Genomic DNA, 17,793 nt, shown 5'->3' on the forward strand with positions numbered 1-17,793 from the left:
GCTCGCGCCACGGACCGCGGGCGGGCGCCACGGACCGCGGGCGGGCGCCACGGACCGCGGGCGGGCGCCACGGACCGCGGGCGGGCGCCACGGAACGGTGACGCCCGGGGGTGAGGACGTGCTCAGGTCGGCCAGCGGCCGGTGGCCTTGCGGACCCCGACGGCGCCGCCGCGGTCCACGGCCGCCTTCACGACGGCGAAGATCGCGCCCTGCAACGCCGCCGCGATCAGGATCTCGGTCCAGCCGCGGTCCTCGTCGGTGGCGTTCGGTGCGTCCCGGTCGTCGCCGATGACCTTCCACACCTGCTTGAAGATCAGCCCGGCCGCAAGACCGGCGCCGGCGCCGAGCAGCAGCCCGACCGGCTTGTACGCGAGCTTCCCGACGATGCGGCTCATGCCCGCCTCCTGCGCACCACGACGACGACCACCCCGATGAACACGGCCGCCAGGGCGATCGCGGCCAGCGGCACCGGCCGCCGTCGCGCCGTCCCCGCCGCCGCCGAGGAAGCCCTGGAAACCGTCCCGGCCGCCGCCGAGGAAGCCCTGGAAACCGTCCCGGCCGCCGCCGAGGAAGCCCTGGAAACCGTGCCGGCCGCCGCCGAGGAGGCCTTCGTGACCTTGCCGGCGGCGGTGCCGGCTGCCTCGCCGACCTTCACCGCAGCGGTGCCGGCGAGCTGGACCGCCTGGTCCCGGGCCGCACCGACCTGCGCCTTCACCTGGTCGGCGGCCTGCCCGGCGGCCTCCTTCGCCCTCGCCTTCACGTCCGCCTTCGCGGCCAGGGCCTCGACGGTCTCGCCGAGCTCGGCGCGGGTCCGGGCGATCTCGGCCCGCAACAGCTCCGGGTCCGTCGGGGTGTCTGCCGGCATCACGACCGTCCTTCCCGGACGGCGGCCTTGACCGCGTCCACGTCCTGGTTGACGCTGGCGAGCGTGGCGCTCGGCGCCAGCGGGGTGGCGGCGGCGAACTGCCGCCGGCCGAGCAGCGCCGCGACACCGGCCGCGGCGAACACGACCACCGTGACGGCCAGCAGCGCCAGCCACAGCGGCCAGACCAGGTCCAGCGCCACGACCGCGAGGGCGAGCGTCAGGCCGAGCCCATACAGGCCGAGGGCCGCCGCGCCGCCGAACAGGCCGCCGCCGAGGCCGGCGTGCTTACCCTTCTCGACCAGCTCCACCTTCGCGAGCGCGAGCTCGTCCCGCACCAGCGTCGAGAGCTGCTCGGCGACCCGGCTCACCAGCTCACCGGTGGACACGTCGGGTGCTTGTTCGGATGGCACGGCAGTCACCTCCTTCGACTTTTGCCGCCAAGGTGCCCGCGCCCGCCCACCGCCAAACGCACCGATCTCACCCGAGCCGGTACTCCCAACCCTCCGGCTGCCACTCGAAGTCCGCGGCGACGAGGTCGCGCACGTTGAGCCCGGTGCGCATCCGCTCCAGGGCCCGATACGTGGCGAGGTGCCCGATGAGCATCACCCGCTGCCCGTCCCACCTGCTCGGCAGGTCCGCGAGGAGCCCGGCGACGCGGTCGAGCGCCTGGCTGTGGCTCTCCCCGCCGGGGTACGGCCGGTCGACGTAGTCGAGGCGGTCGGCCTTCACGTCGGGCGCCGGCGAGCCGTTGCGCGTGCCGAAGTCGCACTCCCGCAGCCGCCAGTCGTGCAGGACCGGGATGCCGCTGTCGCCGAACGCGATCTGCGCCGTCTCCACGGCCCGCCACAGATCCGAGGTGAACACCGCCGCGATGCCGTCGTCCCGCCGCCGCTGTCCCATGTCGGCCGCGAGCCGCCGTCCCTGTGCACTGAGCCGGCCGGGCAACCACCCGGTCGCGAAGCCCTGCTCGTTGTCCTCGGTCAGCGCGTGCGTCTCGTACACGATCTCGATCGACATCAAGCGATCCTACCGAGCGGGCAGCGGGTCAGTCGGTGTCGCTGGCGGCCAGGACGGCGAGGCGGCGCCCGTCCGGCGACACGACCGCGAGGCCGACGTCCCAGGCGACCTCGTCGAACCACGCGGTGGCGCCGGCGAAGGAGTGCCACGACGCGGCCCGGGCCACGGACTCGACGTCGGCCGGTGACGCGTCCGGCGGGGCGCCCGCGAGCGCGGCGACCGACCGCCACGCGAAGAGCCTGCCGTACGCGCCGAAGTCGCCGGCGTTGTACGCGCCGCCGGTGGACGCCGCGAGGAACAGCTGCCGCCAGGCCTGGTGTGCCGTGCACGGGCCGGGTTGCTGCCGCAGGCCGGGGACACTTTCCAGGCCGAGGCCGAGCAGGGTGGCGCCGACCGCGTCCGGGTGCGGGTCGCCGTCGAGCGCGAACGTCCGCGCCTCGACGCGCCCGTTGGACCAGTCCGCCCAGTTCGCGACCGCGGCGCCGAGCGCGGCGGCCTCGGCGTCCGTGGTGGTCTCCCGGGCCGGGACCGCCGGACCGCCGCCGGGCGCGGGTGAGACGCTGATGCCGGCGGTGCCGTGGCTGCGGCCGGTGATGCTGTAGAACGGCAGCTCGGGACGGCCCTCGAGGGGCGTCAGCGACCGCGGCAGCCAGGACAGCGGATGCTGGCCGGCCGGCCGGTGCTGCAGCTGCGCGCCGCGCACCACCAGCTCGTGCACCAGGCAGGCGCGCAGTTCCTCGGACCCGGCGCCGTCCAGGACCTGGGCGAGGTCCGCGGGGGTGTGCGCCGAGGCGAGCAGGGCGGCCGCGAACCGGACCCGGTGCGGGTCCAGGGTCACCGAGATCAGCCGGAGTGCCTCGTCGACCGCCGGTGCCCGCAGGGCCAGCAGCCGCAGCATCCGGTCGAACGCGCTGTGATACTGCCACGGCGGGACGGGTTGCCGGCCGTACCGCTGCCACATCGCGATCCCGAGATCCGCGACGAAGGCGGCATCACCGGCCTCGAGTCGCCGCTCGGCGAGCGCCCACACCTCCTGCACGTCGGCCACGCTTTCGAGCCGGGCCGCGACGGCCTCGGGACTGTCGTCCATGCCGGAAACTGTACGGATGGATGCCCTGTTCGTGCTGGTGCACAGCCCGCTCGTCGGTCCGTCGACGTGGACTCCGGTCGCCGCGGCGCTGCGGGCCCTGCACCGGACGGCGGTGGTGCCGTCGCTGCTCGGGGTGACGGACGGGCCACCGCCGTTCTGGCCGTCCATCGCGGACCGGGTCGCCGGCGCAGTCACCGACCTGTCGGAAGGTCGGCCGCTGGTCGTGGTGGCGCACAGCAACGCCGGCTACTTCGTGCCGGTGATTGCCGAGGCGGTGCGGCGGACCAGCAGCGTGGTCGCCGGCTGCGTGATCGTCGACGGAGCCATGCCGGCCCGCACCGGCCCGACCCCGGTTGTCGCGCCGGGCCTGCTCGACCGGTTGCTGCCCAGGGTCGTCGACGGCCGGCTGCCGCCGTGGAGCGCCTGGTGGGACGAGGACCCCGGGCCGTTGTTCCCGGACGAGGAGACCCGGCGGGCCGTGGAGGCCGAGCAGCCGCAGCTGCCGCTGACCTACTACGACCAGCAGGTTCCCGTCCCGGCCGGCTGGGACCGCGCGCCGTGCGGATACCTGCGGTTCAGCGAGCACTACGAGCCGGCGGCGCGGGAGGCCCTGGACCGCGGCTGGGCCGTCGCGCACGTGCCCGGCCTGCACCTGCACCAGCTCGTGGATCCGGAGCCGGTCGCCGCCCAGCTGGTCGCGATGACCGGCGGCTGGTGACGGTCAGCGGGCGCGGATGCGGTTGTTGCGGGCCTCGTGGGTCAGCTCCGCCAGGCCGAGCTCCTCCAGCAGCGGCGGCAGGTACATGCCGAACCGTCCGCGGTAGCCCTTGCGCAGCCCGTACCAGCCGCCCACTGGGTTGTCGGCGGCGCGGCCCCACGCCTCGACGGTGCCGTCGGCGGCGGGCTTGTTCTCGTCCGCGGCGCCGAGCGGGACCCAGTCGCCCTGCGCCGTCAGCCACCCGTGCAGGTCCTCGATCGCCCGCAGCCGGTAGGTGAGCCGGGTGCTGCCGACCTGGCAGACCAGCGCCGGCGGGTCGGCGTCCTCGTCGCGGTGCATCGTGTACTGCGACGAGCCCGGCGGGGTGCGCAACACCCACGGGTCGTCCTTCGAACCGGCGGCCATGCGATGGACTGTAGGCCGCGGCGGCCCGGGGCGGGCGCCGACCGGGCGAGATGCACCCGTCGGCGCGCGGGTTCGCCCTCGCCCGGGCCTCACCCGGCGCGGGCAACGGAGGTGGGCACATTGATCTATCGTCGTGCGATGGTTGACGAATCGGACGAGGTCGGCGTCCGGCAGGCGGTCGGCAGGCTCATCGAGCTCGGGCTGGTGACCGCGGACGCGGTTGCGGAACGCGTGAGCCCGGTGGTTCTCGCCAGGACGCTGGACTACTTCGGCCGGCCCACCCGGAACGGGGCGTTGGGGCTGCTCCGAGATCTGGGCATGACATACGGCATGGACCACAAGACGCTGCAGTACGCCTGCGAGGACGGCGTGGAGGCGTACGAGGAAGAGTTCCGCTCCATCGCCGCCGCCACCGGTGGCGTGCTCACCATCACCGACGTGACACTCGTCGACGACGAGGATGACCACCTGCTGCAGTTTCTGTGCAACGGGGTACCCCAGACCTGGGAGATCCCACACGTGGAGGACGACGACGAAGGCCTTGAGGCGCGACTGATCTTCGCCACCCAACTTCGAGAGCTGACAGCCGACGGCTCGCCAGCAACGTGGTGCCATGTGGAGTCACCGCCGGACGGGTACGGGTTCTTCGCCGTCTTCGCCGAACACGAGCTGCTGAACCAGTTCGGCGCGCCGTACGGTCTGACCTTCGAGGATTAGCCCCCGAACCGCCGCGATCGACCGCCGCGTAGCGCTGGTGAGACCATGGATCGGTGATCTTCGAGGCTGGTCAACGCATCGTCTTCATCGGCGACAGCATCACCGACTGCGGGCGGCGGGACGTGCGCGCGCCGTACGGCGACGGGTACGTGAACCTGGTCCGCGCGCTCGTCACGGCCCGCTTCCCGGCCACCCCGCTGACCTGGGTCAACCGCGGCGTCGGCGGCGACACCGTGCGCGACCTGGCGGCCCGGTGGGAGCGCGACGCCGTCGGTGAACGCCCCGACTGGCTGTTCGTGATGATCGGCATCAACGACGTGTGGCGGGCGTTCGCCGGCCGGCCCGACGACGCCGTGCCGCTGGACGAGTACGAGGCCACGCTGCGCACCCTGCTGCGCCGGGCGGTCGAGGCGACCGGGTGCCGGCTGGTGCTCGCCGACCCGTACCTCATCGAACCCGACCGGGCCGACCCGCAGCGCGCCGAGAGCGACCGGTACGCCGCCGTGGTGGCCCTGCTGGCAGCGGAACTCGGCGCACCGCACGTGGCGACGCAGCGGGCGTTCGACGAGGTCCTCGCGGTGTCGCCGCCGACCCTGTGGGCCGACGACCGGGTCCACCCCGACCTGCCCGGGCACGCGGTCATCGCCGACGCCTTCCTGCGCGTCATCACCTCCGGCAACGGTGGTGGTTCGCCTCTTGCGGGCGATGCGGAGACCGGCTGACCCCTCGACGATCGGAGGCGGACGACTGCAGCCGAGCGGGAGGGGACGCCGCAGCATGCATGGCGACAGGACGCTGGAGGGTCAGGCGGTCGTCGTCATCGGCGGCAGCGCCGGCATCGGCCTCGAGACGGCCCGCCACGCCCGCGCCGCGGGCGCCGACCTGATCCTCGCCGCCCGTGACCCGGACCGCCTGGCCCGGGCCGCGACCGAGGTCGGCGCCCGGCACGCCGGGGCGTTCGACGCCACCGACGCGGTCGCGCTCGAAGGCTTCTTCCAGAGCCTGCCGCGCACCGTCGACCACGTCCTGGTCACCGCCGGCCGTCCCTACTACGGCGGGCTCGCCGACGTCGACCTGGAGGCGGCGCGCCGGTCCGCGGACGAGCACCTGTGGCTGCCCGTCGCCGTGGCCCGGCACGCGATCGGCCGGGTCCGGCCCGGCGGCACGCTGCTGTTCATGGGCGGCACCGGCGCCCGCCGCCCGGCACCCGGGCTGCTGTTCGCGGCGATGGGCACGGCGGCGCTGGCCGCCGTGACCGCCAACCTCGCCCTCGAGATCGCCCCGATCCGGGTCAACCTCATCGCCGCCGGCTTCGTCGACACGCCACTGTCCGCGGAGCTGCTCGGCGACGACCTCAACGGCCGCCGCGAGGAACTGCGCAACACGCTGCCCATCCGGCGGGTCGTCGAGGCGGCCGACGTCGCCGCCCTCGCCGTGCACATCATGGTGAACGACGCGCTCACCGGCGGGACATACGACATCGACGGCGGCCAGCAGCTGCTGCCCGCCCGTTGACGCCGGGGAGGTCACCAGCAGCGGCCAGTCAGCGGCCATGTGCCCGGTCCGTGAAAGTCGGCTGACGTTTGCCGTCGGGCTCCACAATGCGCCCGTGAAACGCGTCGCGGTGGTGTACAACGCTCGCTCCGGCGCGCTCCTGGCCGGCGCGGACGGCTCGCCGGCGGAGCTGCTCACGCAGCTGTTCGGCCGGTGGGACGTGACCGCCGACGTCCGCGCGTTCAACCCGGAGACCGTGGGCGCCGAGATGGGTCAGCTGCTCGCGGCCCGGCCGGACGCGGTGATCGTCGCCGGCGGTGACGGCACCGTACGCACCGTCGCGGCCCGCATGCTCGGCGGTGACGTGCCGCTCGGCGTCCTACCGGCCGGCACGATGAACGTGCTCGCCCGCGACCTGGGTGTCCCCGACGACCTGGAACGCGCGGTGGCGGCGCTGCTCACCGCGCCGGTCGAACGCATCGACGTGGCCACCGTCAACGACCAGCCGTTCCTGTGCAGCTCGATGCTGGCGATGATGCCGCACCTGGGCCGGCTCCGCGAACACGCCCGCGGCCGGTTCCGGCTGAGCGCGGTGCGCCTGCTGGGCCGTGCGGTGCGGCTGCTGCGGCGGTACCCCCGGATGCGGCTCACGATCGTCGTCGACGAGCAGGAGTACCAGGCGCGGACCAGGGCGGTCGTGGTGTCCTGCAACCCGCTCGCGGCGGGGCCACCGCCCATGCCCGGCCGGGACCGGCTCGACGCGGGCACGCTCGCGGTGTACGTGACGAACGACCGGACCAACTGGGACCTGCTCGCGGTCGCCGGCAAGCTGTTCCGCGGCAACTGGCAGCAGGACCCGCGGATCCGCCGGTACGAGGGCAGGGCCGTGCAGGTGCGGTCGTCCGGCCCGGCGATGATGAGCGTCATGAGCGACGGCGAGATCGCCCAGCTGTCCGTGCCGCTGCGCTACGACCTGCAGCCGCGGGCACTGGCGGTCCTGGCACCGAAGCAGGCATCGTGACGGTACGCCTCGCCCAGATCTCCGACCTGCACTTCGGGCGCGACGTGCCGGCCGTCGCCCGGGCGCTGCTGGCCGACCTGCGCGAGGCCGCGCCGGCCATGGTCGCGGTGTGCGGCGATCTGACCCAGAGGGCGACGGCGGCGGAGTTCGCGGCCGCCCGCGCCTTCCTGGACGAGCTTCCGGCGCCCGCCCTCGTCGTGCCGGGCAACCACGACCTGCCCGGCTGGCGGGTGTGGTCCCGGTTCGGCCGTCCGTGGCGGCTGTGGCGGCTGCACATCGGCACCGATCCCGGCGAGGCGGTCACGCACACCGCCGACGGGCTGGTCGCCGTCGGTGTCACCACCGCCCGGCGGTGGGGCCCGCACCACGACTGGTCGCGCGGCCGGATCAACTCCCCGCAGCTGGCCGCGATCCTGGCGGCCTTCGCCGCGGCGCCGCGCGACGACCTGCGGGTTCTCGTCGCGCATCATCCGTTCCTGCTCACGCCGCCGGTCCTGGGCCGGGGGCTGGTCGGCCGGTCCGGCCTCGCGCTGCGGCGGCTGGGCGGGCAGGCGGATCTCCTGCTCGGCGGGCACACCCACCTCGCCTACAGCGGCGTCGTCAACGGCCTGGTCGTGGCGCAGAGCGGCACCGCCTGCTCCGACCGGCACAAGGGCGAGCCCAACAGCTACAACCTGATCGACGCCGACGGCGACCACCTGACCGTCTCCACCCGCCGCTGGAACGGCGACCGCTTCGCCGCCCACCAGCGCAGCGAGTACCTCCGCGCGGGCCACGAATGGCGCGCCGTCTGAGCCCGTCCGGCAGGCTGATCTCCGCGATCCTGCATGGCGCGGGACCATCTCGTCAGCGTCGCGATCGTCCAGATGTCGATCGCCACGATGCCGCGCTCGATCAGGCCGAGCGCCTCGCCGGCGACTCCCGCGTCGTTGCTGTGGACGAGGAACGCCGCCGCGAACGGCACCGCGCAGGCGACGTGCAGCGCCGCGAGGACGCCGACGGTGCGGGCGTTCCTCCGCCACGGCGGCGCGGTGCGGAACCGCCACCACAGCAGCGCGCACAGCGCCGGCAGGCAGGCGAAGTTCGCCATGGTGGCCAGCTTGTGCACCTCGCCGTACCAGGTGCCGGCCGAGCCGGCGGGATCCTTGAGGAACACGGTCAGCGCCAGCAGGCTCGTGCACCACGCGCCGAGCAGCGCCTTCGCCGGCCACCCGCGCAGGAGCCCGTGCCTGGCCATGGCGATGCCGGACCGGACCGTGGCGAGGTTGCCGCTCAGCAGGGCGAGGGCGTAGGGCGCGCCGACCTCCACCGACCGCAGCGGATACTCCGACAGCCACCCGTGCACGGGGTTGACGCCGCCATGGCCAGGCAGGCAGTGCAACCCGACGAGCACCACGACGGCGGACCCGCCGAGCAGCAGGGTTTTGTCAGGGGTTGATCCCACCAGTCCCACGAAACACCACCGCCCGGCGCGGCACAGTCACGGCAGCAGGCCGATGCGCACTGGGGCTGGCCCCACCACGGAAGGGTGGATCGACACCGGCGGATCTGCGATACGGTGTGGGCCGCAGACCCCGGGGAGGTCAACGGTGCTCGATCCGACCCAACTGTCCAGAATGGACGCGCTGATCCCGGCGCCCGTCCACGCGCGTCCCGACCCGGCCGCGGACTTCGCCGTCACCGCGGCGACCGCCGTGCACGCCGCCGACGCCGCGGCGTCGGTGGGGGAGCATGTCGCCGAGGTGCTGCGCGCCTGCACCGGCCACCCGATCCCGGTGCGCGAGGGACCCGCACCCGACGGAGCGATCACGCTCACCCTGGACTCCGCCGTCGGGCACCCCGAGGGGTACCGGCTGAGCGTGACGAACCGCCAGGTGACGCTCCGCGCGGCCGCGCCGGCGGGCCTGTTCGCCGGGGTCCAGACGCTGCGGCAGCTGCTCCCGGCCGTCGCCGGCCCGTGGACCATCGCGGGTGGCGAGATCCGCGACCAGCCGCGGTTCGCCTACCGCGGCGCGATGCTGGACGTGTCCCGGCACTTCTACACCGTCGCCGAGGTCAAGCGGTTCATCGACCAGATCGCCCGGTACAAGCTCAACGTGCTGCACCTGCACCTCACCGACGACCAGAGCTGGCGCATCGAGATCCGCAGCTGGCCACGGCTGGCCACCTACGGCGGCAGCACCCAGGTCGGCGGCGGCCCCGGCGGTCACTACACCCAGGAGCAGTACCAGGACCTGGTCGCGTACGCGGCGAGCCGGCACATCACCGTCATCCCGGAGATCGACGTGCCCGGGCACACCACGGCGGCGCTCGCCTCGTATCCCGAACTCAACGCCGACGGGGTCGCGCCGGCGTTGTTCACGGGCCAGGGCAACGCGACCGGGTTCAGCTCGCTCGCCACCGACAAGGAGCTCACCTACCGGTTCGTCGACGACGTGCTGCGCGAGGTCGCCGCGCTCACCCCCGGCGACTACCTGCACCTGGGCACCGACGAGACGCACGCGACCCCGGAGGAGGGCCGCCTCGCGTTCATCGACCGGGTCCTGCCCATGGTCGCCCGGCACGGCAAGACGGTCATCGGCTGGCACGAGCTGCTCCGCTCGCCGGACCTGCCCGTCTCGGCGATCCCGCAGTACTGGGGCCGGGAGCGCAGCGACCCGCTGATGGCCGCCGCCGTCGCCGGCGGCCACCGGGTCCTGCTGTCCCCGGCGCACCGGGTGTACCTCGACATGAAGTACGACCTCAGCACCCCTATCGGCTACAAGTGGGCCGGCTGCATCGACGTCGCCGACACCTACGACTGGGACCCGGGCACCTACATGGACGGCGTGCCCGAGCCGGCGGTCCTCGGCGTCGAAGCTCCACTGTGGTCGGAGACCCTGAACTCCTACGCCGACGTGGAGTACATGGCGTTCCCCCGGCTCGCGGCCCTCGCCGAGGTGGCGTGGTCGCCGTGGAGCACCCACGACTGGGACTCCTTCGCCCGGCGGCTCGCCACGCACGGCCCCCGCTGGGAGGCGCAGCAGATGAACTTCTACCGCTCGCCGCAGATCCCGTGGATCAGCTGATCAGCCGGCCATCAGCTCAAGGGTGTCGATGACCCGGTTGGCGAAGCCCCACTCGTTGTCGTACCAGGCGACCACCTTGACGTGCCGGCCGGCGACGCGGGTGAGCGCGGCGTCGAAGACGGCCGAGGCCGGGTTGCCGGTGATGTCGCTGGAGACGAGCGGATCGTCGGTGTACTCGAGGATGCCGTGCAGTGCCCCGCCGGCCGCGGCACGGTACGCCGCCAGCACGTCGTTGCGGCTCACGGCGTGGGCGACCGTGGCGTTCAGCTCCACCAGCGAGCCCACCGGCACCGGCACGCGGATCGCGTCGCCGTCCAGCTTGCCGTCCAGCCGCGGCAGCACCTTGCCGATCGCCTTGGCGGCACCGGTCGTCGTGGGCGCGATGTTCACCGCGGCCGCGCGGGCCCGGCGCAGATCGCGGTGCGGCCCGTCCTGCAGGTTCTGTTCCTGCGTGTAGGCGTGCACCGTGGTCATGAAGCCGTGTTCGATGACGGCCAGGTCGTCCAGCACCGACGCCAGCGGCGCCAGCGCGTTGGTCGTGCAGGACGCGTTGGAGACGATCAGGTGCCGCTCCGGGTCGTACGCGTCGGTGTTGACGCCGAAGGCCAGCGTGACGTCGGCGCCCTCGGAAGGAGCGCTCACCAGCACCCGCCGGGCACCGGCGTCCAGGTGGGCCCGGGCGGTCTTGGCGGCGGTGAAGCGGCCCGTGGATTCCAGCACGATGTCGACGTCGAGCTCGGCCCAGGGCAGGGCGGCCGGGTCGCGCTCGGCGAACACGCGGATGCGGTGGCCGTCGACCGTGAGATCGGTCCCGTCGGCGTCGACCGGGCGTCCGAAGCGTCCCAGCGCGCTGTCGTACTTGAGCAGGTGTGCGAGGGTCCCGGCGGGTGCGAGGTCGTTGAGCGCCACGACCTCGAGTTTGCTGTCGCGTTGCAGCAGGGCTCGCAAGGTGTTGCGCCCGATGCGTCCGAATCCGTTGATGGCGATGCGAGTCATGCCTCTGATCGTCTGCGCCGCGCCTCCTGCACGAAAGTGGCTTGAGAGCCACCATGCGCAAGGATCTCGCCATCAAGATCAAGACTCACGAAGAGAACGTGTTCCGGTACTCCGTCGGCGAGGTGCCGAGGATGCGCTGGAAGTGCAGCCGCAGGTTGGCGGCCGTGCCGAGACCGACCCGGGCGGCGACCTGCTCCACGCCGAGGCCGGTCACCTCCAGCAGTTCGCGGGCGAGGTCGACGCGGGCGCGCAGCACCCACTGCATCGGGGTGTATCCGGTGTCCTCCACGAACCGCCGCGAGAACGTGCGCGCCGACACCCGGGCATGACGCGCGAGGGTCTCCAGGGTCAGCGGCCCGTCCAACCGGGCCAGGGCCCACTCGCGAGTGCCGGCGAAGACGTCGCCGAGCGGCTCGGGGACACTGCGCGGCACGTACTGCGCCTGACCGCCGCTGCGGTACGGTGCCGCGACCAGCCGCCGCGCCACGATGTTGGACAGCCCGACACCGTGGTCCCGCCGCACCAGGTGCAGACACAGGTCGATGCCGGACGCCGCGCCGGCCGACGTCAGCACGTCGCCCTCGTCCACGAACAGCACGTTCTCGTCGACCCGCACCAGCGGATGCTTCCCCGCGAGGTCCCTCGTGTAGTGCCAGTGGGTGGTCGCGCGCTTGCCGTCCAGCAGTCCGGTCGCCGCGAGCGTGAACGCACCCGTCGAGATCGCCGCGAGCCGGGTGCCACGCCGGTGCGCGGCCCGCAGCGCCGCGACGACCGCGGCCGGCGGCTCGGTGGTGACCGGCTGCCGGTATCCGGGGATGAAGATCGTGTCCGCGCGCTCGAACGCCGCAACCCCCTCCGCCACGTGATACGACAGCCCGTCCCCGCCGGCCACCAGCCCCGGCGCGGCCCCGCACACGGACACCTCATACGGCATGGTCGGCCGGCTCGCGAACACCTGCGCGGGAATGCCCACGTCAAGCGGCTTCGCGCCATCCAGTACGAGCACCGCCACCCGATGATTCATGGCCAGAATGGTACCGGCCGCAAGGATCACGCCAGGGCATCATGATGAGATGCGGATCCGACTGGCCCATGTCGATGATTTCGACTGGCGCGAGCTCCAGCACGCATTCGGCTCGGCGGAGGACGCACCCAGACACCTGGAGGCGCTTCTCCGCATCGATGTGGACGCTCGCGGCGCCGCGGTCGAGTTCCTGAGGGACAAGGTGTCGCACGACCTCACCATCTATTCGGCGGCGTTGCCGGCACTGCTTTGTGTGAGCAGCATCCTGGACGACCCGAGGATCGACGGACAGTATGCGGTCAGCGCAGACGCGGACGACTACGAGCGACCGCTGCGAGCGGCATTGCTCGATTGGATCAGATTCGTCGTCGTGACCGCCGTCGAATACAGCGCCCACATCGCACTGGAAGGCGCCGAACACTGGCCGGAAGGCGACCTCAGCACCATCGAGGGCATTCTTGCGGCGCGTTCCGTCATATTGCCAAAAATCCAGACCTGTTCGGAAGATCCCGCGCCGATCGTTCGCCGGACCGCCGCGGAGGTGCTCGGTGAAGTCCTCGGCGCACCGGAGCTCGCCGCTCAGCGTGGTCGTTTCGCAGTCCGTCTGACTCGGTCCGTCCGGTCAGACGTCGCTGAAGCGAGGGCGAGCGCCGCCTTCATCCTGGACAGACTCGGAATCTCGCCGGCCGGCCTTCTTCGGGACGAGCACCCAGGCGTTCGCGCCTGTGCCGCCGTGTCCCGCACGCTCGACGAAGATCCGGCAGCAATCGCCGAGGTGCAACAGGTTCTGGCCGATCACCGGGCGATACGCACCTGGTTCAGTAACCGGCCGTATCCACCGACCGGCACGATCGTCACGGCATTGGAACGAGCCGCCGCGCGCCGTTTCGGCGCTTTCAGCCGTTCATAGCCCGCCCGACCAGGGACAGCGCTGCGCAAACGCAGCGTTCGCAGTGGCCTACCCGCACAGATCGGTCAACGGCGCACCCGATAGCGCAGGTGGAGCACCCGGTTGCCCTGAATCGCCACGTCAGGATCCTCCAGCAGGTGCTGCGCGTCGACCGAGCCGAAGAAGCGCTTGCCGGACCCGAACACGACGGGCACGACGTCCATGCGCACCTCGTCGACCAGGCCCGCGGCGAGCACCTGGCCACCGACGTCGCCGGCGGCGACCTCGACCAGGCGGTCACCCGCGAGCTCCCGCGCCTTGGCCACGGCTGCCTCGACGCCGTCGACGAAGTGAAACGGCGCTCCGGGGTCCCAGCCGTCGGGCGCCGGCCGGTGCGTCACGACGACCACGTGGTCGATCCCGCCCGGAGGCTTCCCGTCCCAGCCGTCCGTCAGGTCGAAGACGTGGCGGCCGGCGATCGTCACCCCGATCTGGTCCCAGTACGGCCGGGTGTGGTCGTAGGACGTCTGCGACACCGTCAATACGCCGCTGTCGTCCAACGGGACGTCACCGCTGGTCAACCAGTCGAACAGCGGTCCGGGCTGATCCTGCTCGTCCGCGATGAAGCCGTCCACCGACACCGAGCTGTACATGACCACCTTGCCCACAGGGCTCTCCTCTGCTTGGGGATGCCCTCAAATTAGCGGGTCGTGAGCTGTGGCTCTTGTAAGAAATCAATCGGCCGGCAGCGACCAACCGTCGAGCACGTGGCCGGGATGTTCGCGCAGGAACCGCCGTCGGACGTCGGCGTAGCGGGTCGGCGTGAGCCCGGTGAACGCCCGGAACTCGTGGCCGAAGTGGGCCTGGTCGAAGTAGCCCGCGCCAGCGGCGATGTCGCCCCAGTCGATCGGTTGGGCGAAGTCGATCGCGAGCAAGGTGGCGGCGAAGCGGTGGGTGCGGGCCAGCCGCTTCGGTGTGACGCCGATGAGCTGCTTGAACCGCTGGGTCAGATGCGTACTGCTGACACCCGCCCCCACGCTCAGGCCGCCGATCGCCACCGCCCCGCTGGTCGCCGCGATGACGCTGCTCGTGCGGTGGACCAGCCCCAGGCCGGCGGTCTCGCACAGCCGTCGCATCAGCTCCTCCTCGAGCAGCGTCAGCATCTCGTGCGGTCCGACCGCCGTGGCCAGCCGGTCCCGCAGCTCAGCAACGGCGGGCCGGCCCCAGACCTGCTCCACCGTCACCGGCCGGTCACACAGCTCGGCCGCGGGCATCGGCAGGAACGGCGCCAGCCCCCACGGTTTGACGTGCACGCCGACAGACCGGGTCCGGAGTGGGTAGCTGAACTCCAGCGCACGGGTGGGCGTGGTGATCACGCAGCCGTCGGCGTACTCGGCCGTCTCGATGTCGGTGCCGGCGCGCATGCGGAACGGCGCCCCGAGGTTGACGATGAGCAACGCCCCCGGCATCGGCGGCAGCATCAGCCGGGCGTACGGCGGCGCACCCTCCAGGTAGTAGAGGTCGTCGATCAGCCCGTCCAGCGGCGGTCGCGGCACTCTGGACACGTACTGCACGCCCACAGCATCGCCGACGCCCCGCCGGCATCGCGCGCCGGGATGGTCCAGCCGCGCCGCCGCCGGCGTCGATCCGGCCGATTGTGACGTGGTCGAGCCGGACAGCGGTGGCGGCGGGCGTGCATAAGGGGCATCGTCGTGGCTATGCGATCTTTTCACCGGGTGCGGGTGGTGGCGCTGCTGGTCGGCGTCGGTCTCGGGTTGACGGCGTGCGGCGGGGACTCCACGCCGCGGGCTGCGTGGTCGGGGGCGCCGTCGTCGGGCCAGCAGCCGGCCGGGGGCGCGTCGCCTTCGGTGTCGCCGGCGCCGAGCGGTAAGCCGGTGCACGTGCGGTTGTACGAGAAGGACGGTGCGACGTACGGCGTGGGCATGCCGATCATCGCGTACCTGTCGGCGTCGATCACCAGCGCCAAGGACTTCGACGCGGCGACCCAGGTCACCGTCGACGGGGCGCCGGTCGAGGGCGCGTGGTACTTCCAGAAGTCCACGATCTACGCCGGCTATCCGATCGAGGCGCACTACCGCCCGGCGGAGTTCTGGCCGGCGCACGCCGAGGTCGCCATGAACCTCGACACCAAGGGCAAGTCGGGCGGCACCGGGCTGGTGTACGACAACAGCCTGACCCTCGACATGAAGACGGGCCCGGCGAACATCGGCAAGGTCGACGGCAAGACGCTGCACATGGTCGTGACCTCCGACGGCAAGCAGGTCTTCGACTTCCCGGTGTCTCTGGGCAAGGCGAGCACCCCCACCTTCAGCGGCACCAAGGTCGTCATGGAGAAGAAAGCCGTCGAGCACATGGTCGGCGACGGCTATGACGAGCAGGTGCCGTGGTCGGTGCGGGTCACCAACTCCGGCGAGTACGTCCACTCGGCCAGCTGGAACGGCGGCAACATCGGCCAGCGCAGCACCTCCCACGGCTGCACCAACCTGACCGAGGCGAACGCCAAGGCGTACTTCAACTTCGCCCAGGTCGGCGACCCGATCACCTACACCAACACCGGAGGCCCGACGATGCCGACCTGGGACGGGTACGGCGACTGGAACGTGCCCTGGAACACCTGGCAGGCAGGTGGCGCGGTGCCGGCCAGCTGACGCTCCTGCGGGCGAACTCGGCCTGACCCGGGCGAACTCTGAAGGGGCGTTTCGGGACCGGCTCAGGCACCGCCGGCCACGGCCTGCCACGACGACCGATCGTTGGGCAGGCCGAGCCGGCAGAATGTCGCATCCCAGGCTTCGAGGTGGCGGCCCAAGGACGACAGCGCCCGGATGTCAGCCTCGCGGAAGGGCGCGTGCCGGGCGACCGTCTCGGCGAGCCGGCGCTGGGCGGGCGTGGCCGCCGCCGGCGACGGCAGCCCGTCTGGGAAGACCACACGCAGGTATGGCTCGGCCAGCGCGCCGAACGCCCGGCGTTGCTCGCCGACGTCGAGATACGTCGGGGCGGACGGCACCGCGGCGATCGCCGCCGGCAGGAGGCGGTCGACGTCGCGGACGGCCGCGCACAGCCGTTCGGCGAGCGCGGCTTCCGGGTACGGCAGGGATGGCCGCGATGCGCAGCGTCGGGTCCTCGCCGCCGAACTCGGGCTCTCCGATCGTCCGGACGAGGTACCGCACTCCCTCGACGGTGGCCGGAGTCAGGGTCCCGCCGCAGTACAGCGCCGACCACAGAAACGAGGACGGCGCGCGGCAGAACGGCTCGTCAGGACGCTGCGGACGGTCGTCACCCCGGCGAAGGTCGTCGAGGAGGGCCAGGTCGTCGCCGGACGGCCCATAGGTGTGGAAGGACACGGCTCGCCGTCACCGGCACGAGCGCCGCAGCAGGCTGGTCATGCGGCGAAACCCTAACAGGGCCCGCTCCGGACGCCTCGACCACAAGCATGAGTCCTGCCCGGCAGTATGGTCGAGACCGTGCATGTCACTGCCCGCCTTTCGGGTCTGCCCGAGCTGAGCGAGGTCCGGAAGGTTTGGTTCAGCGACTGGTACGACGGGCCCGTCACGGGCGTTGCCGTGCACGACGAGCGCGAGTTCTGGTTCGTCATGGTCGCCAACGAGGACCCTGGCGGGACGTGGGACTTCGAACCTCGCGTCTACGTTGTTCACCGCCTGTCGAGTGAGCAACTGGCGCAGGCGTGGAGTATGCATCGCGGCTTCGCGAGTGCAGGTCTCCCAGGATGCCTGCACTCGCCGCCGTGCGAGGTCGTGGGTGCCACGGCCGAGGAGCTGGATATGCTGCGCGATCGTTGGCCGCCCGAGGTTGAGGACGACTTCACGGACGCTCCGGCGGTTGGGTGGTTCCGGGACACGTAGCGTCTCGGCAGTGGCAGCGCCGGCGCGATCCTGCTGACCTACGCCAGCGCCGGGCCGCGGGCCGGTGTTTCATCGCTGCGGCTGTCGCGTGCAAACCGCGGTCATGGCTTTGGAGCCGGCCGTCCGATCGCGGCTAAGGGGCGAGGGCCGCAAGCGCCGCTTCGGCGCACTCGTCGTCCTGCCCGGGCACCGTGCCGCCGCTGACTGCCAGCGCACCGAGGATGGTGTCCCCTCGCGTGATGAGCGCCGCGCCGGCGCCCACGAGGATGGGCACCCGCACGGCCCGTTCCAGCTGGGCGAAGAACGCGGGCGAGGTCTCCTGCATCTTGCGCAGCACGGCGCCGTCGCGGCGGAAGAGGGCAACGCTGGCCGCCTTGACCTCGGCGATCTGCGCTGAGAGCGGCGGTGCGCCGGTCATGCGGCCGAGGGCCTGGAGGTGCCCGCCTTCGTCGACAACCGCGACCGTCACCGGTGCGGTGATCTTCGCGGCGTGCTCGTGTGCGCCGGCGATGACCGCCTGAGCCTCTTGGAGCGTCAACGGCATCGTGGCCTCCCTGAAGGTTGCGGACAGTGCGTCATGCCGACCAGCATGATTGAAGTACAGCTGT

At 72.3% G+C, this 17,793-nt stretch carries 21 protein-coding genes and 2 pseudogenes; 10 read left to right on the forward strand and 13 right to left on the reverse strand.

From position 1 onward, the window contains the following. Positions 1–122: 122 nt before the first annotated feature. The 5 genes and pseudogenes from Dsi01nite_RS34595 to Dsi01nite_RS34615 all read right to left on the reverse strand — a co-directional run bounded on the left by Dsi01nite_RS34595 (position 123) and on the right by Dsi01nite_RS34615 (position 2,972). The gene (locus tag Dsi01nite_RS34595; RefSeq protein ID WP_203850556.1) at positions 123–395 is read right to left on the reverse strand and encodes a DUF4235 domain-containing protein; all 273 of its coding nucleotides are present in this window, start codon (positions 393–395) and stop codon (positions 123–125) included. A 352-nt stretch (positions 396–747) separates the two neighbouring features. Beyond that, a pseudogene (locus tag Dsi01nite_RS58970) lies at positions 748–865 on the reverse strand (DUF3618 domain-containing protein); the annotation flags it as partial. Beyond that, positions 865–1,275, reverse strand: a complete 411-nt coding sequence (locus Dsi01nite_RS34605) for a phage holin family protein (RefSeq protein WP_373318890.1) — start codon at positions 1,273–1,275, stop codon at positions 865–867. The pseudogene Dsi01nite_RS58970 and the gene Dsi01nite_RS34605, both read right to left, overlap by 1 nt. Positions 1,276–1,342: 67 nt before the next feature. Next, positions 1,343–1,882 carry a histidine phosphatase family protein gene (locus tag Dsi01nite_RS34610; protein ID WP_203850559.1) on the reverse strand — a complete coding sequence of 180 codons (540 nt, stop codon included), beginning with the start codon at positions 1,880–1,882 and terminating at the stop codon, positions 1,343–1,345. Between the two features lie 28 nt (positions 1,883–1,910). Next, positions 1,911–2,972, reverse strand: a complete 1,062-nt coding sequence (locus Dsi01nite_RS34615; RefSeq protein ID WP_203850560.1) for a DUF6183 family protein — start codon at positions 2,970–2,972, stop codon at positions 1,911–1,913. 16 nt (positions 2,973–2,988) lie between these two features. Here Dsi01nite_RS34615 and Dsi01nite_RS34620 point away from each other — a divergent pair, with 16 nt between their 5' ends. Continuing rightward, complete coding sequence (locus Dsi01nite_RS34620) at positions 2,989–3,690, forward strand: alpha/beta fold hydrolase (RefSeq protein ID WP_203850561.1); 702 nt, start codon at positions 2,989–2,991, stop codon at positions 3,688–3,690. 3 nt (positions 3,691–3,693) lie between these two features. Here Dsi01nite_RS34620 and Dsi01nite_RS34625 read toward each other — a convergent pair whose 3' ends face one another. Further along, positions 3,694–4,095 carry a DUF6855 family protein gene (locus tag Dsi01nite_RS34625; RefSeq protein WP_203850562.1) on the reverse strand — a complete coding sequence of 134 codons (402 nt, stop codon included), beginning with the start codon at positions 4,093–4,095 and terminating at the stop codon, positions 3,694–3,696. Between the two features lie 138 nt (positions 4,096–4,233). On the opposite strand from Dsi01nite_RS34625, the gene Dsi01nite_RS34630 reads away from it, so the two are divergent. The 5 genes from Dsi01nite_RS34630 to Dsi01nite_RS34650 all read left to right on the forward strand — a co-directional run bounded on the left by Dsi01nite_RS34630 (position 4,234) and on the right by Dsi01nite_RS34650 (position 8,121). Beyond that, positions 4,234–4,812 carry a hypothetical protein gene (locus Dsi01nite_RS34630; RefSeq protein WP_203850563.1) on the forward strand — a complete coding sequence of 193 codons (579 nt, stop codon included), beginning with the start codon at positions 4,234–4,236 and terminating at the stop codon, positions 4,810–4,812. Between the two features lie 53 nt (positions 4,813–4,865). Then, positions 4,866–5,534, forward strand: a complete 669-nt coding sequence (locus Dsi01nite_RS34635; RefSeq protein ID WP_203850564.1) for an SGNH/GDSL hydrolase family protein — start codon at positions 4,866–4,868, stop codon at positions 5,532–5,534. Between the two features lie 55 nt (positions 5,535–5,589). Next, positions 5,590–6,327, forward strand: coding sequence for an SDR family oxidoreductase (locus Dsi01nite_RS34640; RefSeq protein WP_203850565.1), 738 nt, complete (start codon positions 5,590–5,592; stop codon positions 6,325–6,327). Between the two features lie 94 nt (positions 6,328–6,421). Continuing rightward, positions 6,422–7,327 (forward strand): diacylglycerol/lipid kinase family protein, encoded by a 906-nt coding sequence (locus Dsi01nite_RS34645; RefSeq protein WP_239136388.1) that lies wholly within the window; start codon positions 6,422–6,424, stop codon positions 7,325–7,327. After that, the gene (locus tag Dsi01nite_RS34650; protein WP_203850567.1) at positions 7,324–8,121 is read left to right on the forward strand and encodes a metallophosphoesterase family protein; all 798 of its coding nucleotides are present in this window, start codon (positions 7,324–7,326) and stop codon (positions 8,119–8,121) included. The genes Dsi01nite_RS34645 and Dsi01nite_RS34650 overlap by 4 nt, the downstream gene beginning before the upstream one ends. A gap of 68 nt (positions 8,122–8,189) precedes the next feature. Here the strand turns inward: Dsi01nite_RS34650 and Dsi01nite_RS57630 are convergent. Beyond that, a pseudogene (locus Dsi01nite_RS57630) lies at positions 8,190–8,780 on the reverse strand (DUF998 domain-containing protein); the annotation flags it as partial. A 136-nt stretch (positions 8,781–8,916) separates the two neighbouring features. Here Dsi01nite_RS57630 and Dsi01nite_RS34655 point away from each other — a divergent pair. After that, positions 8,917–10,395 carry a beta-N-acetylhexosaminidase gene (locus Dsi01nite_RS34655; RefSeq protein WP_203850568.1) on the forward strand — a complete coding sequence of 493 codons (1,479 nt, stop codon included), beginning with the start codon at positions 8,917–8,919 and terminating at the stop codon, positions 10,393–10,395. On the opposite strand, the gene gap is transcribed toward Dsi01nite_RS34655, so the two are convergent. Together gap and Dsi01nite_RS34665 are read right to left on the reverse strand one after the other, a co-directional pair. After that, positions 10,396–11,391 (reverse strand): type I glyceraldehyde-3-phosphate dehydrogenase, encoded by a 996-nt coding sequence (gap, locus tag Dsi01nite_RS34660; protein ID WP_203850569.1) that lies wholly within the window; start codon positions 11,389–11,391, stop codon positions 10,396–10,398. Positions 11,392–11,476: 85 nt separating this feature from the next. Next, entirely contained in the window at positions 11,477–12,415 is a 939-nt protein-coding gene (locus Dsi01nite_RS34665) for a GlxA family transcriptional regulator (protein ID WP_203850570.1), read from the reverse strand. Between the two features lie 49 nt (positions 12,416–12,464). Here Dsi01nite_RS34665 and Dsi01nite_RS34670 point away from each other — a divergent pair, with 49 nt between their 5' ends. Beyond that, the gene (locus Dsi01nite_RS34670; RefSeq protein ID WP_203850571.1) at positions 12,465–13,325 is read left to right on the forward strand and encodes a hypothetical protein; all 861 of its coding nucleotides are present in this window, start codon (positions 12,465–12,467) and stop codon (positions 13,323–13,325) included. 65 nt (positions 13,326–13,390) lie between these two features. Here the strand turns inward: Dsi01nite_RS34670 and Dsi01nite_RS34675 are convergent, their stop codons facing one another. Then, on the reverse strand, positions 13,391–13,972 hold the full coding sequence (locus tag Dsi01nite_RS34675; protein ID WP_203850572.1) for a dihydrofolate reductase family protein: 582 nt from the start codon (positions 13,970–13,972) through the stop codon (positions 13,391–13,393). Positions 13,973–14,038: 66 nt separating this feature from the next. Then, positions 14,039–14,878, reverse strand: coding sequence for a helix-turn-helix domain-containing protein (locus tag Dsi01nite_RS34680; RefSeq protein WP_239136390.1), 840 nt, complete (start codon positions 14,876–14,878; stop codon positions 14,039–14,041). A 144-nt stretch (positions 14,879–15,022) separates the two neighbouring features. On the opposite strand from Dsi01nite_RS34680, the gene Dsi01nite_RS34685 reads away from it, so the two are divergent. Beyond that, complete coding sequence (locus Dsi01nite_RS34685) at positions 15,023–15,973, forward strand: L,D-transpeptidase (protein WP_203850573.1); 951 nt, start codon at positions 15,023–15,025, stop codon at positions 15,971–15,973. Positions 15,974–16,035: 62 nt separating this feature from the next. Here the strand turns inward: Dsi01nite_RS34685 and Dsi01nite_RS34690 are convergent, their stop codons facing one another. After that, a complete protein-coding gene (locus Dsi01nite_RS34690; RefSeq protein WP_203850574.1) occupies positions 16,036–16,329 on the reverse strand; it encodes a hypothetical protein in 294 nt (97 codons plus the stop codon). 457 nt (positions 16,330–16,786) lie between these two features. Here Dsi01nite_RS34690 and Dsi01nite_RS34695 point away from each other — a divergent pair, with 457 nt between their 5' ends. After that, complete coding sequence (locus tag Dsi01nite_RS34695) at positions 16,787–17,185, forward strand: hypothetical protein (RefSeq protein WP_203850575.1); 399 nt, start codon at positions 16,787–16,789, stop codon at positions 17,183–17,185. Between the two features lie 133 nt (positions 17,186–17,318). Here Dsi01nite_RS34695 and Dsi01nite_RS34700 read toward each other — a convergent pair whose 3' ends face one another. After that, the gene (locus Dsi01nite_RS34700; RefSeq protein ID WP_203850576.1) at positions 17,319–17,729 is read right to left on the reverse strand and encodes a GlcG/HbpS family heme-binding protein; all 411 of its coding nucleotides are present in this window, start codon (positions 17,727–17,729) and stop codon (positions 17,319–17,321) included. Positions 17,730–17,793: the final 64 nt, after the last annotated feature.

The organism is Dactylosporangium siamense (assembly GCF_016862795.1).
GTDB classification, from domain to species: domain Bacteria; phylum Actinomycetota; class Actinomycetes; order Mycobacteriales; family Micromonosporaceae; genus Dactylosporangium; species Dactylosporangium siamense.